The sequence below is a fragment of the Amycolatopsis regifaucium genome (assembly GCF_001613935.1).
Taxonomy (GTDB): domain Bacteria; phylum Actinomycetota; class Actinomycetes; order Mycobacteriales; family Pseudonocardiaceae; genus Amycolatopsis; species Amycolatopsis regifaucium.
In genome coordinates this window covers 625,416-639,915 of record NZ_LQCI01000003.1, presented here as the reverse complement: position 1 = coordinate 639,915, position 14,500 = coordinate 625,416, and the positions used below count along the sequence as shown (strand labels likewise).

Genomic DNA, 14,500 nt, shown 5'->3' with positions numbered 1-14,500 from the left:
CTCACGACGGGCCGAGGAGAACCAGGCCAGCACGATGACCAGCGCCCGCTCGCCGCGTCGGGATGGGAAGTCACTGCTGGTCACTCCTTGGCTCTCGACATCCGGGATGAGCCGACGACAACCGCCGGGTCACCCCTTCGGGCGATAGTTGCGGAACCCACCACACGGAACGCACACAGTTCGGCCAAGGACCGCATCTCGTCCTCTAGTTGCGGTCCTTGCGTGTGCAAGTACCGCAACTAGAGGACGAAATGCGAGAGGTCGGGGAGCTAGCAGGTGCCGGCGGTGGCGCGGAAGACCTGGGTGCGCTCGCCGGAAAGCGGCCGCACGCGGACGGCCGGGTCGGCGGCCGGGAGCCACACTGACTGGCCGCGGCGGAGTTCGACCTGTTCGCCGTCGTCGGCGGTCACCTGAAGGCTGCCGGCGGTGCACAGCAGGATCTGCGGGCCGACGTCGTGGACGGCGACCTCGCCGTCGTCCCCGGCCTCCCATTCGATCCGCGACAGCTCGAATTCGGGCGCGTCGGTGCGGTACACCGACATGCGCTCCTCGCGTTCGCCGCTCTGGACCGGCATCTCGCCGCACGCGAAATCGACGACGCGCAGCAGTTCCGGCACATCGACGTGCTTGGGGGTGAGCCCGCAGCGCAGGATGTTGTCCGAGTTCGCGAGGATCTCGACGGCGGTGCCGTGCAGGTAGAGGTGCAGGTTCCCGGCAGGCAGGTAGATCGCCTCACCCGCGCTGAGGGTGAGGCGGTTGAGCAGCAGCGCGGCGAGCACGCCCGCGTCCCGCGGATGCGACTCGCCGAGTTCCAGGATGGTCCGGCATTCGACGTCGAACTCGCCGCGTTCCCGCACGTGTTCGACGCAGGAGTCGAGGACCTCGGGCAGCAGTTCGTCGAGCGCGGCCTGCGGCAGGGTGATCCAGGTGGTGAACAGCGCGCGCAGCCCGGCCGGATCCGGCTGGGCCTCCAGCAGCACCGCGTACTTCGCCAGACCGGGCGTCTCGATCGCCTTCAGCAGCGAGATCGTGCGCTCCGGGTCACGGAAGCCGGCCAGTGCGTGGAACTCCGTCAGCGCGCAGACGAGTTCCGGTTTCGCGGTCGGGTCCGGGTAGTTGCGGTTCGAGGCGTCGCGCGGGATCCCGGCGGACTCCTCGCGCGCGTAGCCCTCCGCCGCCTGTGCGGCCGAGGGGTGCGCCTGCATCGAAAGCGGCTCTTCGGCGGCGAGGATCTTCAACAGGAACGGCAGCCTGCCGCCCCAGCGGTCGGCGCAGCTCGTGCCGAGCTGGCCGACCGGGTCGGCTTCGACGAGCTCCAGCAGGCTCCGCTCGGTGCCGTCCGGGCCGATGACGTGGGACGGGTCACCGGGGTGGGCGCCCATCCACAGTTCCGCCTCCGGATGCGGCGCCGGCACCGGACGCCCCAGCAGCTCGGGGATCGTCGTTCTCGATCCCCACGCGTAGGGCCGCACGGCATTGCGCAGCAGCTCCACTGTCACCTCAACTCCTCGCCGGGCACGGGTGGTGCCGGCCCTCATTCCTTCGTCTCGCGCGCGGGGTTCACGCCGTCGCGGGCGTGTACCTCCCGGCGCCGCCGATGCTGCCGACGGCCAGCCCCAGGTAGACCGCGGCCAGCTCGAAGCGCAGCGCGAGAACGGCCGCACGCACGATCTCGTCCGTTTCGATCTCTTCGGCCGGGGCGATCACGTCCGCACCGGGCAACAGGTCTTGTGCCTCGTAGCGGGCCGCCTCCGTGGCGGGCCCCGTCCGAACCGAGAGGAGCAACACCCTCGGCGTCAAGCCGACCCCCTCCTCCGGGTCCGCGAAGATATCGCGCTCCACGCCCCCGGACAATGCCGCACGCCGCAAAGCGGGCCTGGCCAGCGCCTGGCGGTAGTCCTCGACGTCACAGACGAGCGCCGCGTGGGCGGCGAAAGCGTGCGCCGCGTGCTCGCCGACGGCGACCGCGACCGGGTCCAGTCCCCACAGCAGCGGCTGCCGGTCGGCGACGCGCAGCGCCATCGCCTTGGCCGGGTTCGCGAACGAGTCCCTGGCCAGGTAGTCCTTCTCGGCTTCCGCGTCGAGGTGGTCGGCGAGCTGCTCCAGATCGGCCACGAGCAGGCCGAGCGCGTTCGCGGTGACCAGCGCGGCGGCGAGCCCCCGCGGGAACGCCATCTCCGGCGGGACCGGGATCCGGGGCGCCAGCAGGACACCCTTTCCCGCCACGGCGGCCGCGACCGGGCCTTCGGCGGGCGCGGACAGCACGACGGTCGCGCCGAACCGGGCGGCGCGCTCCAGCGAAGCGGCCAGCTCGCGGTCACCGGCGTCGTCGGTGTGCGCGAAGACGACGTCGAGCGCGCCGATCCAGCTGGGCACCACCTCGGCGACGACCACCGGGACCGGGCACGACGGGGTCAGCAGCGCGGCGACCAGACGGGTCAGCGTCCGGCTGACCCCGGGCCGGTCGAGCAGGACGAGCGAGCGGGGCCGCCCGACGTCGAGGCGGTCGCTCAACTCGAGTTCGGCCGCTGCCTCGGCGGTCGCCCTGACCTGGGCACCCGCCATCGCGGCGGCGCGGAGAAGCCCCGCGCTGTCGGCCTCGGCCAGCCGCGCGGGGTCGTCGAGCAGGGAATCGTCAGGGACCGTCGGCATGTTCGCCATCCGGGTTCGTCGGCTCGGTGGCTTCGTCCAGCAACAATACCGGGATTCCATCACGGACCGGATACACTCGGCCACACTCCGTGCAAGTCAGCGCGTCGGCCTCGGGGTCCGCCGCCGTCCCCGTGCGCAGCGGCGCGTGATCGGGGGACGGGCAGGCCAAGATGTCCAGCAGCTGCGCGTCAAGCGTGACGGCCATGGTTACTCCCTACCTGTGGGTGCGTCGTGGATGCCACGTTCGAGACCAAGACATGTCTCTATGTGTGTTTTCACGACACATTCGTTACCCACGGACTATCGCCAGTACGTCTTCGGTCAATGCCCGGACGGCTTCGGCGTCGGCGGCCTCGACGTTCAGGCGGAGCAGTGGCTCGGTGTTGGACGGGCGGAGGTTGAACCAGCCGCCGCCGGGAAGCTGCACGGTGAGCCCGTCCAGCTCGTCGATCTCGACGCCGTCGCGCGCGCCGAACGCGTCCTTGACCGCCATCATGCGCGCGACCTGGTCGTCCACGGTCGAGTTGATCTCGCCGGAGGCCGCGTAACGCGAGTACTCCGCGGTCAGCTCGGAGAGCGGGCCGGTCTGCTCGCCGAGGGCGGCGAGGACGTGGAGCGCGGCCAGCATGCCGGTGTCGGCACGCCAGAAGTCGCGGAAGTAGTAGTGCGCGGAGTGCTCGCCGCCGAAGATCGCGCCGGTCTTGGCCATCTCGGCCTTGATGAACGAGTGCCCGACCCGGGTGCGCACCGGCTTGCCGCCGTGCTCGGCGACGATCTCGGGTACGCCCTTCGACGTGATGAGGTTGTGGATGATGGTGCCGCCCGGCTCCTTCTCCAGCTCACGGATCGCGACCAGCGCGGTGATGGCGCTGGGCGACACCGGCTCGCCGCGCTCGTCGACCACGAAGCAGCGGTCCGCGTCGCCGTCGAAGGCCAGCCCGGCGTCGGCGCCCTCTTCGCGCACCTTCGCCTGGAGGTCGACGATGTTCTTCGGGTCGAGCGGGTTGGCCTCGTGGTTCGGGAAGCTGCCGTCGAGCTCGAAGTACATCGGCACGATCTCGATGGGCAGACCCGCGAAAACGGTCGGCACGGTGTGGCCGCCCATGCCGTTGCCCGCGTCGACGACGACCTTCAGCGGGCGGCTGCCCGACAGGTCGACGAGCTTGCGCAGGTACGCCGCGTAGTCGGCGAGGACGTCCTTCTCGGTCACCGAACCGCGCTGGCCCGCGAAGGCGGGCACGCCCTGCTCGACGGTGTCGCGGATCTCCGCGAGACCGGAGTCCTGGCCGACCGGGGCCGCGCCCGAACGGCACAGCTTGATGCCGTTGTACTCGGCCGGGTTGTGGCTGGCGGTGAACATGGCGCCGGGCAGGTTCAGCGACCCGGACGCGAAGTACAGCTGGTCGGTGCTGGCGAGACCGATCGTGACGACGTCGAGGCCCTGCGAGGTCACGCCGTCGGCGAACGCGGCGGACAGCTCGGGCGAGGAGTCGCGCATGTCGTGGCCGATGACGATCGCGTCCGACTCGGGTTTGATCAACAGGGCGAACGCCGAACCGAGGTCGCGGACGAGCGCCACGTCCAGCTGTTCACCGACCACACCACGAATGTCGTAGGCCTTCACGATGCCCGAAAGGTCTGGCACGCCTGCTCCCCGCCGATAGTCTCGTTACAACGCCCTCTGGCGCCTCGAAAGCCTACCGGCGAGCCCTGGTGTCAGGCGCGGCCGGGCAGGACGCGCAGGTGGCCGCGCCTGCCCGAGGGTCCCTCGGGTTCGGGGTCGGGCGCGGGCTTGTCCGAGCGGCCCGCTTCGCGGACGGCCTCGGCCAACGCGGTCAGCTCGTCGGCGGACGGGTCCGGGGCGGCGAAGGCCCCCTCGTGCCGGACGACTTCCCAACCCTTGGGCACGGTGAGCCGGAGGGCGTGGGCTTCGCAGAGGTCATAGGAGTGCGGTTCGCTCGCGGTAGCCAGAGGTCCCACCACGGCCGTCGAATCGCTGTAGGCATACGTGAGCGTGGCGACAGCGGGTTCGAGGCAACCCGTTCGCGAACACTTTCGTACGCTCCGCACGATCGAGAACGATAGCGCGTCGCGAGCCAGGCGTACCGGCGACACGCGCTTCGACTCGCCGAGCGCGTACCCTTCGGTTCGTGGCGACGGCTCGTGATTCCCGACAGCGACGGCGGATGCGCCGGGACCGGCACGGCCGGGGCCTGCGTGGTGCGCTCTATCCGTCGACCCTTCCCGCCGCCGCTAGCAGGGCGGAAAGGTTCGACGCACTGGTTTTGGACGCGCTCGAACCGATCGAGGCACGGTGGCGGCACGAGCTGACGAAGCTCGATGTCGCCGTCGACGACGTTCCCGAAGTTCGCTCGGATGGCGCACCGAGCGGAGTGGACGGCGTGTTGCACGACGGGGCCGTCCCGCTCTCGCGACTCGTGCCCGCCGGCGTCGACCGCGCCGGACTGCCCACGCGCGCCCGCATCGTCCTTTACCGCCGCCCACTCGAAGCGCGCGCGAAGGACCCGGGCGAACTCGCGGAACTCGTGCATGACGTCCTCGTGGAACAGGTCGCGGGCTACCTCGGCGTCGAACCCGACGTCATCGAAGGCGAATAACCCTCACCTTCCCTGCCCGCCCCGGCCCAGCCCCCACCCTTCCCGGGGGGCGTCCCCAGCCCAGCGTACCGCGAGGGACCGACTTGACCTGGGAAAACGGGCCTGGAGCGCGGAGTTGTCCACAAGAGGGCGGGGCTGTGGACAACTCGGTTCCGGTGCGAGGAAAGGTCCTTTCCTCGCAAATTTTGCAAGTAAAGGACCTTTCATAGCGCGCTTCAGGGAGACGGAGCAGCGAAGTCGCGAAGGCCTCCGTCGAGACCTTCAACGTCTCAAAGGAGGCCTTTGCGAGTCGCGAAAGCAGCGGGCCGAAGACCGCGGATCAGTCCGGACGGCGCCGCGTGGGCACCGCCGTCAGCAGCGTGAACAGCACCGCCGCGATCTGCGCCAGCAGCAGCAAGTTCCGCGTGGTGCCCTGGTGCTCCACCACCACCTCCGACGGCGCGGGAGGCACCGAGACGGCGACCTGGTGGCCCCAAGCCCGCACGATCGGGACGGCCTTCCCGTCCACGGTCGCCTGCCAGCCCGCCTCGAACTCCGCGGCCAGCACGAGCAGCCGTCCGGTCGGCCCCTCCGAGACGCGCACCCGCACGTCCGGCAGTCCGGCCTGCACCGGCGCCACGCCGGGCGACGCGCCCGGCGCGCCCTTCCCGGTCACCGCCGCCTGCGCCAGTTCCGGCGAGATCAGCGCCACCTGGCCACCGGCGGGCAGCAGCCGCAGCACCGCACGCCCGTCGGAGGTCGGTGCGACCGGTGCGACCAGGTCCCGCGCGAGTCCGGCGAAGGCCGAGCCGTCGACCCCGCTGGGCAGCACGACGTACTGCACCCCGGAAGCGGCGGCCGCCGCGAAGGCCTGTTTGACCGCGTCCGGCGAGCCCTGCAGCAGGTCCTTGCGCCACGAGGCCAGCCTGTCGGCGCTGCCGGGCGTCGGTGCGAGTTCGTCGTCGCCGTAAAGCGGCAACCGGCCACCGGTCTGCCGGACCAGGTCCGGAGATGAGCCCACGACCAGTACCGAACGTCCGCTCGAAGCCAGTTCCGCCGAAATCTCCGGGGCCAGTGTAGGACGGTCACCCGACCTCAAAGGCCCTTCGCGTCCGGCGACGACGGCACCGGTCGCCAGCGCCAGCAGCACGAGCACCCCCGCCACGGCCGTCACCTTCGCGAGCCACGGCGCCGGTTCGACACCGGCCGCGCCACGCTGCCAGGTCGCCAGCACCGTCCACAGCAGCCCGGCGCCGATCACCAGCAGCGGCACCCCGGCGTAGCCGGTCGCGTGCGCGCCGCCCGACATCGGCGTCACCGCCACGAACCGCACGGCCACGAGCCCGAGCACACCCAGTACGACGACCGCGACGCCGCCGCCCGCGCCCCTCGACGGCCGGACCACGAGCGCGACGATCGCGGCCGCGACCAGCACCACCCCGATCGGCCAGGCGCCGGGACCGCCGGGGTCCAGCCCGGCGAGATCGGCGCCGGACGCGGCCGTGGCACCGCCACCGAGGCCGTGCAACAGCAGTTCCGGATGCCTCAGCAGCACACTCGGCCACGGCAGCAGCAGCGCCAGCGGCAGGAAGACCACGATGCCGACCGACGCGATCCGCCGCGCGAGCCCGCTCGGCGAGGGCAGCACCACGAAGCCGACCACCAGCCCGACCAGCGCCAGCGCGTGCGCCAGCGGCGAGAAGGCGCCGATCAGCGCCAGCCCGATCGCGCTCAGCGCGGAGACGTGCAGCCACCGCGAATCCGCGCGGACCAGCAACCCCACGAGGCCGGCGATCACCAGCGGCAGCAGCAGGTGCACGACGACGACGTCGAGCCGTCCCTGCGCGACCGAAGCCGTGGCGGCGGGAAGCACGCCGTACGCCGCCGCGACGACGGCACGCACCCAGCGACGCACGCGAAGGTGCCGAGTGGCCACGTACGCGCTCAGAGCGGCGAGCGGGATGTCACCGATCAGCAGGATCGCGACCAGCGCCGCGGGTCCCCCGATCGGTGTGAAAATCGCGCCGAGGACGCCCAGCACCGGCAGCGTCGCGGGGGCTGGACTCGCCGTCCCGCCGGTGATCGCGTGCCACGGCGCGAGATACGACGACCAGATCTCGCCGAGCCCGCCGACCGGCAGCAGTTTCCCGCCGAAGAGGTCGAGCCCGAGCCGCGAACCGTTGACCACGAACGCGAGCGCCGTCAGCACGACGAGCATCAGCACCGGCGGGGCGAACACGGTCGCGCCGAGCACCCGTTTCCGGTCGACCTCGACGAACACGAGTTCCGGCTCCGGCCGCGCGCCGTCACGCGGTACCGGCGACGGTTTCGGCCTGCCCTCGCCGCGTGGCTCGGCCGCCTGCTCGGGCACCGCGACCGCCACGACCCCGCTGGGCCGTCGCAGACCGGTCCCCCGCGAGCCGACACCGCGCATCGCCCCCGCGGGCAGCGCGCCGGGGCCGACCGGCCGCTCTTGTCCGGCCTTCAAGGCTTCCGGCGGAATCCAGGCGCCTTGCTGATCCACGGTCTCCGGCACGGTCCCGAGCGCGTAGTCCCGTTCGACGCCGCGCCGGACGAGACCGACGACACCGGCGCGGACCGCGTTGCGCACCCGCGTCATCCGCCCGGTGAAGAGGCCGCGGACAGCGCCGGGTTCGCCGGTCTCGCGGCGTTCGGCGCGGGCCGCGCGCAGCCCACCGCGGCCGCGCAGCAGGTACGAGGTCGCCGCGAGTTCCGCGCCCGCCTCGCCGGTGCGGCGCAGCAGCAGGAACGCGAGCGCGCGCAGCACCGCGAAGAACGGGATCCGGAACAAGCCGAACCAAAACGACAACGGCGAGCAGTTGACGAGGAACACCCGGAGGCCGTGCGCGCGGTTGGCGGCGGCGAGCGAAATCCCGAGCGCGTCCGGTTCCCGCTGTCCGGTGCTGAGCGCGCGAGCGTGCCGGAGCCGGGCCGACGGCACCGAAAGCACGCGGCCGCCCGCGGCGTTCGCGCGCCAGCCGAAGTCGAGATCCTCACGCAGCAAAGGAAACCCGGGGTCGTAACCGCCCAGATCGTGCCAAATCTCCCGCCGTACCAGCGATCCCGCGCTCGGCACGGCGAGCACCGCCGCGGCGGTCTCCTCGGGCGAGATCTGCTGCCGATGGCCGATGGCGTCGGTCGACAGCCCGGCTTCGACGATCAGCCGCGGATCGCTCCAGTCCACCGCGAGTGGACCGAGCACCGTCGCGGCGGGCTCGTTTTCGGCCGCTGCCAACAGGTTTTCGAGACAGTCGGGTTCCGGCGCGCAATCGTCGTGCAACAGCCAGAGCCAGCCGCCGGGATCACCCCAGCGTTCGACGGCGTACTCGACGGCCTCGCCGACCGCGGCGCCGAAGCCGACGTCATCCGATAGCGTGAGAATTCCGTCGAGGACCGGCGCCTCTCCCGCGACGCCTTCGGCCGCCGCCGCATCGGTGAGGATTCGCGCGGTCCGGTCAGTGGAACCGGTGTCGACGGCGAGCACGTGCCGGGGCCGGACACCGCTGCGCCGCAACGCGGAAAGCGCCAGCGGCAACCAGTTCTCGCCGTTGTGACAGACCACAATGGCCAGAACGGGGACCGTGCGCAGTGCGGGTGACGCGGCAGTGCGGGACAACGGGCACTCCAGATGTGGCGGCGAAGTCGAGTGCCGCCACCCTACGACGCGACCCTGTCACCCGTTGGTGGCCCCACTGTATGGAACAACGACCGTGTGGAACCCGGACCAGGTGGAAGCGGGCAGGAAGCGATCTCCGGCGCACGGGGTGCCGGAGATCGCCGTCACACAGCTCGTTTCTTCAGTTTCCGACGCTCGCGTTCGGAGAGCCCGCCCCAAATACCGAACCGCTCGTCATGCGCGAGGGCGTACTCGAGGCACTCGTCCTTGACCTCGCAACCGAGGCAGATCCGCTTGGCTTCGCGGGTGGAGCCGCCCTTCTCCGGGAAGAACGCCTCCGGGTCCGTCTGCGCGCAGAGGGCCCGTTCCTGCCAGTCCTGCTCTTCCGCGGAGGCATCGTCGAAAAGCTCGGTGAGATCGCCCAGTTGCTGCTCCGGGACCTCACCCCAGCCCACGACTTGCCCCCATTCCCTTCCATCTGCTTCCAACCGCACGTCCGCCTCCTCGCTGTCCACGCACTCCCCAGGCTGGCGGTGTTGAAACACCATCCGCCGCCCCCTTCCAGCGACGAATGACATCACTGTGATTACACCCGTGTAGTGCGGTCAGGTCAAGCGGAGTAGCGAGTTCGGGGGATACTTCGGCGCGACCGCGCAAGGGGACACGCCGAGAACTTCACATCGGGCATACGGAAGACTGGAGGGGTGCAGAGATCAGCAGTGCGGCCAAGCCCGATCTTCCTCGGCATCCTCGCGGTCACCGTCCTGGGCGGTGTACTGGCGGCTTTCGGTGACGTGACCACGATTCCCAGTCAGAAGTACGACCCGCTGATCATCGCCGGCGTGGTCCTGCTCGTGGCGGGCGGCTGGGTCGCGTCCTTGACGCTGCACGAGTTCGGGCACGCGATCGTGGCGTTCCGCGGCGGCGACCACAGTGTCGCCCACAAGGGTTACCTCTCCATGGACGTCCGGAAGTACACGGATCCGGCGTTGTCCATCATCCTGCCGTTGGTATTCCTCATCATCGGCGGCATCCCGCTGCCGGGTGGCGCGGTCTGGATCGAACACGGCCGCCTGCGGTCCCGCGGTGTCCAGTCATGGGTGTCGCTCGCCGGGCCGCTGAGCAACCTCGCCGTCGGCGTGCTGCTGACCCTCGTCGTCGCGCTCGTGCCGATGACGGCCGGGCTCGTGATCGGACTGTCCTTCCTGGCGCTGCTTCAGATCGTGACGTTCATCCTGAACATCTTGCCGATCCCCGGTCTCGACGGCTGGGGCGCGATCGAGCCCTATCTCTCACCCGGTGCGCGCGAGTTCGGCGCCAAGGCCCGGCCGTGGGCGCCGCTCGTGCTGTTCGCCGTGCTGTTCCTGGTGGACGAAGCGAGCCTTCTGCTGTGGCGGGCGTCTTTCGCGATCTTCGACGCCGTCGGCGGTTTTTCGCTCGCGGCTCAGTACGGGCAAGACGCGTTCATGTTCTGGAAGTGAGCCCGCCGTCAGGGTGCTCGGTGAACCACGCGTGCGCCCGCTTCCAGACACGTTTCAGTCCGGAGCGCTCGCCGAGGTAGTCGCCCGCCATCCCGACCACCGGCAGTTTGCCGAGCGCCCGGTGGATGAGACGGCCACGCGGCCGCTTCTCCAGTTCCTCGACGATGCCCAGCAATCCCCGGCCGAGCCGCCACAGCGTGCCCGCGGCCGCCTTGAAGGTGACTTTGCCGTGCTTCTGCTTGGCATCGTCGAGTTCTTCGGTGAGCTTCGCCGCTTCGTCGTCTTCGGCGGCCTTGTCGTGCTCGGCGTGCTTGCCCGCCGCGATCACCGGATCGATGTCGCGCTCGAAGAGCACCCACGCGATCAGCCGGACCCGGGCACCGACGTCGGTCACGCCGTACTCCCCCGCGATCGCGCACAGCAGGATCCCTTGGGACGCGGAGCCGAGCGCGTCCTGCACCGGCAGCCGGTCGGCGAGCGCGCCACCCAGCCCGGGGATCGCGGTGATCAGCGCGGTGACCCGGCCGACCCGGTTCACCCACCAATGGGTCCGCTGATAGTTCGACATCTCCGCCCACGCTGCGGTGCCGGGCACCTTGACCGACGTGATCCCGTCGAGGAGTTTGTCCTTCAGCTTGGGTTCGACGCCTTCCAGCGCGTCCTCGCGACGGCCCCTGGCCTGCAGGCCGAACGGATCCGCGACCCGCAACGCGTCGACCATCGGACCGCAGGCGCGGACGAACGGCCGCAACACCGTCACGACCTGGCGATCCGAAATCGCTTCACCCATGATTGCCTCCCTTGCCCGCCTTCGCCGCCCTGCCAAGGCCTCCACCCAGCGCCAGCGCGCCCGGCAGCGCCCCGCCGCCGATCAGCAGCAACGCCCGCCAGTCCTGTACCAGCACCAGATCACCTCCCGGGCCCGTCACGCCCATCACGAGTACGACTAGTACCCAGACGAGCAGCGGAATCACCGAAAAGGACGGGCGGATCACTTTCGCGGTCATCATGACCAGCAAGGGGGTGGTGAGCACGGCGAGCACCACGGTCAGCGGGATCGGCGCGTCCCCGAGCTTCGGGAGCACGATGCCGTCGAGCCGCAGCGGCAGGAAGAACAACTCGAGCAGCCCCAGCAGGAACGCGTCGAAGGACAGCAAGACCAGCAGTCCACGCTGACGCGCGGTGAGCGGCTGAGGCGTGACCGTCACTTCGCGAGCCCTCCGAACAGATCCGCGGCGGCACCCTCGGCCGGCCCGTGTGCGAGCACGAAGTACTCGTTCGGCGTGATCGGCTGGGCGACGTCGTTGCTCAACGCGAAGTGGTCCTCGGAAGCGGGCACGCTGACCTGGGTCTCGTGCGCGCGCAGCGCGGCGGCCTTCGCCGGGAGATGCGCGCGGACGTCGAGGACGGTCGTGATCGTCTCGTCCGGCGTCACCGGCAGTTCGCCGTCTTCCGGAACCCGGAACGGCGAGTGGCCGCGCAGCGCGGCGAGCCCGGCCGCGACGGCGTCACGCGAAGAAACCGTATGGAACACCCGCTCGACCGAAGCGGCCTTCGGCGCGGCGGCCATCGTGATCTCGTGCGCGCGAATGTGGTCGGGGTGCCCATAACCCCCGAAAGCGTCATAAGTGACCACGACCTGAGGACGGACCTCGTCGAGGATCTCGGCGAGCTGAGCCGCCTGCTCCTCGACGTCGCCACCGGAGAAGGCCCGCGGGTGGGCCGCGGACGGCGTTCCGGCCATCCCCGAGTCGCGCCAGCGGCCGATGCCGCCGAGATACCGGTGCCGGGAGACGCCGAGCGCGGCGCACGCCGACGCCAGTTCGCCCGCGCGGTATCCGCCCAGCTGGTCGGAAGCCCACGAACCGAGCCCGCCGAGGGACGGCGGGATGATCTCGCCTTCCTCACCGAGAGTGCACGTGACCACGGTCACGTCGGCGCCTTCGGCCGCGTACCGCGCGATGGTCCCGCCGGTGGTGATGCTTTCGTCGTCCGGATGGGCGTGCACCAGTAGCAATTTGGCCTGAGCGGAGATCACGGCTTGAAGACTAATTCGAACACGGCGGGCATTCCTTTATAGGGTGTCGGGAACGGAAGCCACGAGCACCGACCTTAGTCGGGCGACTCTCGGTTATCCTCGCGCGAGTCATGGACATTGCGCCGTGACCATATGTACCCCCACGAAGGGCATCTTGGTGAGCACTGAAGCAGCATCGTCGGACCTCGGCGGCGTGTCGGGTTCGGTTCTGTCCATCTCCGACCTGAGCGTCTCGTTCCCGACCGACGAAGGCGTTGTCGACGCCGTCAAGGGCATCGGGTTCGACGTCAAACCGGGTGAGATCGTCGCGGTGGTCGGCGAGTCCGGTTCCGGCAAGTCCGTGACCTCGATGTCGGTGCTCGGGTTGCTTCCGAAGACGAGCCGGATCGCGGGCGAGCTTCGCCTCGGCGAGCGCAACCTCGCCGACCTCAAGGAGAAGGACCTCCAGAAGATCCGCGGGAACCAGATCGCGATGATCTTCCAGGAGCCGATGACCGCGCTCAACCCGGTCTACACCGTCGGCTGGCAGCTGCGTGAGGCGCTCCGCTCGCACCAGGACATCTCGAAGGAAGCCGCCGACAAGCGCGCCATCGAGCTGCTGGAGATGGTCGGCATCCCGAACCCGCCGCTGCGGTTCAAGCAGTACCCGCACCAGCTCTCCGGCGGTCTGCGTCAGCGCGTCGTCATCGCGATGGCGATCTCGTGCGACCCGAAGGTGATCATCGCCGACGAGCCGACCACGGCACTAGACGTCACCGTGCAGGCGGAGATCCTCGGCCTGCTGCGCAAGCTGCGCGACACTCTCAACACCGCGATCGTGCTGATCACGCACGACATGGGTGTCGTCGCCGACCTCGCCGACCGCGTGGTCGTGATGTACCAGGGCAACATCGTCGAGCAGGCGCCGGTGCGCGACCTGTTCGCGTCGCCGCAGGTGGAGTACACCCGCAAGCTGCTCGCCGCGGTGCCGGTGCTGGGCCAGCGCCCCGAAGGACGCCGTCTGCTCGACGACTCCGGCATCGACGCCGACAGCGACGAGGCTTCGAAGATCGCCGAGGACATCCGCCTCAAGGACGCCGAGCTCGAAGCCGTGATCGAAGCGGACGCCCCGGCGCTCGAGATCAAGAACCTCGTGCTGGAGTACCCCGGCCGCCGCGGCCAGGCGAAGAACCGCGCGGTCGACGACGTCTCGCTGAGCATCGCCAAGGGCGAGATCGTCGGCCTGGTCGGTGAATCCGGTTCCGGCAAGTCGACCGTCGGCCGCTGCGCGATCCGTCTGCTGACCCCGACCGAGGGGTCGGTGTCGATCGCGGGCAAGGACATCACGAACATGTCCAACAAGGAACTGCGCCCGCTGCGCCGCTACTTCTCCATCGTGTTCCAGGACCCGGCGTCCACCCTCGACCCGAAGATGACCATCGGCGAGTCGATCGCCGAGCCGATGGTGCTGCACAAGTTCCTGCAGGGCAAGGCGCTGAACGAGCGCGTGGCGTCCCTTTTGGACAAGGTCGAGCTCGGCGGCCACTACCGCAACCGGTACCCGCACGAGCTGTCCGGCGGCCAGCGCCAGCGCGTCGCCATCGCGCGGGCGCTCTCGCTCGACCCGGCGCTGCTGATCGCGGACGAGCCGACCTCGGCGCTGGACGTGTCGGTGCAGGCGCGCGTGCTGGACCTGTTCCTGGACCTGCAGCGTTCGCTGCAGTTCGCCTGCCTCTTCATCAGCCACGACCTCGCCGTCGTCGACCTGCTGGCCGACCGCGTCGCGGTGATGCAGCACGGCAAGCTGGTCGAGGTCGGCACGCGTGACCAGGTGCTGCACTCGCCGCGCGAGGACTACACGCGCCGTCTGCTCTCGGCCGCTCCGGTCGCGGACCCGGTGCTGCAGGCCGAGCGCCGTGCGGCCTGGCAGGCCGGCAAGCTCGCGCCGGTGGCCGACTAGCCTCTGGAAGTACATGAAGGCCCCCTTCATTGCGTCTAGCGCAGTGATGGGGGCCTTCATGTACTGGGGCGAGGGGCTGCCCGAATCGCGGCACACGGCGGCTTGAAGCGTGTCGCGGTACCCGAAGTCCATAGAACGTCCCGAAACGCGTGAAGG

At 70.1% G+C, this 14,500-nt stretch carries 13 protein-coding genes; 3 read left to right on the top strand and 10 right to left on the bottom strand.

Annotation, left to right across the window (positions count from 1 at the left end):
* Positions 1–269: 269 nt before the first annotated feature.
* The 5 genes from manA to AVL48_RS06810 form a co-directional block, all read right to left on the bottom strand.
* Positions 270–1,493, bottom strand: coding sequence for a mannose-6-phosphate isomerase, class I (manA, locus tag AVL48_RS06830; RefSeq protein ID WP_061985980.1), 1,224 nt, complete (start codon positions 1,491–1,493; stop codon positions 270–272).
* Positions 1,494–1,560: 67 nt separating this feature from the next.
* On the bottom strand, positions 1,561–2,652 hold the full coding sequence (locus AVL48_RS06825) for a hypothetical protein (protein ID WP_061985982.1): 1,092 nt from the start codon (positions 2,650–2,652) through the stop codon (positions 1,561–1,563).
* A complete protein-coding gene (locus AVL48_RS06820; RefSeq protein ID WP_061985984.1) occupies positions 2,636–2,857 on the bottom strand; it encodes a Trm112 family protein in 222 nt (73 codons plus the stop codon). Before AVL48_RS06820 ends, AVL48_RS06825 begins: the two co-directional genes overlap by 17 nt.
* Positions 2,858–2,941: 84 nt before the next feature.
* Complete coding sequence (locus AVL48_RS06815) at positions 2,942–4,297, bottom strand: phosphomannomutase/phosphoglucomutase (RefSeq protein WP_061985986.1); 1,356 nt, start codon at positions 4,295–4,297, stop codon at positions 2,942–2,944.
* A gap of 71 nt (positions 4,298–4,368) precedes the next feature.
* Positions 4,369–4,722, bottom strand: a complete 354-nt coding sequence (locus tag AVL48_RS06810; RefSeq protein ID WP_074038239.1) for a DUF3499 domain-containing protein — start codon at positions 4,720–4,722, stop codon at positions 4,369–4,371.
* A gap of 116 nt (positions 4,723–4,838) precedes the next feature.
* Here AVL48_RS06810 and AVL48_RS06805 point away from each other — a divergent pair, with 116 nt between their 5' ends.
* Positions 4,839–5,270, top strand: coding sequence for a metallopeptidase family protein (locus tag AVL48_RS06805; RefSeq protein WP_037306554.1), 432 nt, complete (start codon positions 4,839–4,841; stop codon positions 5,268–5,270).
* 319 nt (positions 5,271–5,589) lie between these two features.
* Here the strand turns inward: AVL48_RS06805 and AVL48_RS06800 are convergent, their stop codons facing one another.
* Complete coding sequence (locus tag AVL48_RS06800) at positions 5,590–8,886, bottom strand: glycosyltransferase family 2 protein (protein ID WP_061985990.1); 3,297 nt, start codon at positions 8,884–8,886, stop codon at positions 5,590–5,592.
* Between the two features lie 164 nt (positions 8,887–9,050).
* The gene (locus tag AVL48_RS06795) at positions 9,051–9,434 is read right to left on the bottom strand and encodes a WhiB family transcriptional regulator (protein WP_007028952.1); all 384 of its coding nucleotides are present in this window, start codon (positions 9,432–9,434) and stop codon (positions 9,051–9,053) included.
* Between the two features lie 171 nt (positions 9,435–9,605).
* Here AVL48_RS06795 and AVL48_RS06790 point away from each other — a divergent pair, with 171 nt between their 5' ends.
* Positions 9,606–10,367 carry a site-2 protease family protein gene (locus AVL48_RS06790; RefSeq protein ID WP_061985992.1) on the top strand — a complete coding sequence of 254 codons (762 nt, stop codon included), beginning with the start codon at positions 9,606–9,608 and terminating at the stop codon, positions 10,365–10,367.
* On the opposite strand, the gene AVL48_RS06785 is transcribed toward AVL48_RS06790, so the two are convergent.
* Genes AVL48_RS06785 through mshB form a run of 3 tightly spaced genes read right to left on the bottom strand, consistent with a single transcriptional unit; the run spans position 10,351 to position 12,405 of the window.
* A complete protein-coding gene (locus AVL48_RS06785) occupies positions 10,351–11,157 on the bottom strand; it encodes a hypothetical protein (RefSeq protein WP_061985994.1) in 807 nt (268 codons plus the stop codon). The two genes, AVL48_RS06790 and AVL48_RS06785, sit on opposite strands and share 17 nt — an antisense overlap.
* Complete coding sequence (locus AVL48_RS06780) at positions 11,150–11,575, bottom strand: hypothetical protein (protein ID WP_061985996.1); 426 nt, start codon at positions 11,573–11,575, stop codon at positions 11,150–11,152. The genes AVL48_RS06785 and AVL48_RS06780 overlap by 8 nt, the downstream gene beginning before the upstream one ends.
* A complete protein-coding gene (mshB, locus tag AVL48_RS06775; protein WP_061985998.1) occupies positions 11,572–12,405 on the bottom strand; it encodes an N-acetyl-1-D-myo-inositol-2-amino-2-deoxy-alpha-D-glucopyranoside deacetylase in 834 nt (277 codons plus the stop codon). The genes AVL48_RS06780 and mshB overlap by 4 nt, the downstream gene beginning before the upstream one ends.
* Positions 12,406–12,562: 157 nt before the next feature.
* Here mshB and AVL48_RS06770 point away from each other — a divergent pair, with 157 nt between their 5' ends.
* Positions 12,563–14,344: an ABC transporter ATP-binding protein gene (locus AVL48_RS06770; protein WP_061986000.1), complete on the top strand. Its 1,782-nt coding sequence runs from the start codon at positions 12,563–12,565 to the stop codon at positions 14,342–14,344.
* Positions 14,345–14,500 lie beyond the last annotated feature (156 nt).

Coding starts and splice junctions, on each gene's coding strand:
- AVL48_RS06820 (WP_061985984.1), bottom strand. CDS start 2,857: ATGGCCGTCACGCTTGACGCGCAGCTGCTGGACATCTTGGCCTGCCCG.
- AVL48_RS06795 (WP_007028952.1), bottom strand. CDS start 9,434: ATGGTGTTTCAACACCGCCAGCCTGGGGAGTGCGTGGACAGCGAGGAG.
- AVL48_RS06825 (WP_061985982.1), bottom strand. CDS start 2,652: ATGCCGACGGTCCCTGACGATTCCCTGCTCGACGACCCCGCGCGGCTG.
- AVL48_RS06785 (WP_061985994.1), bottom strand. CDS start 11,157: ATGGGTGAAGCGATTTCGGATCGCCAGGTCGTGACGGTGTTGCGGCCG.
- AVL48_RS06805 (WP_037306554.1), top strand. CDS start 4,839: ATGCGCCGGGACCGGCACGGCCGGGGCCTGCGTGGTGCGCTCTATCCG.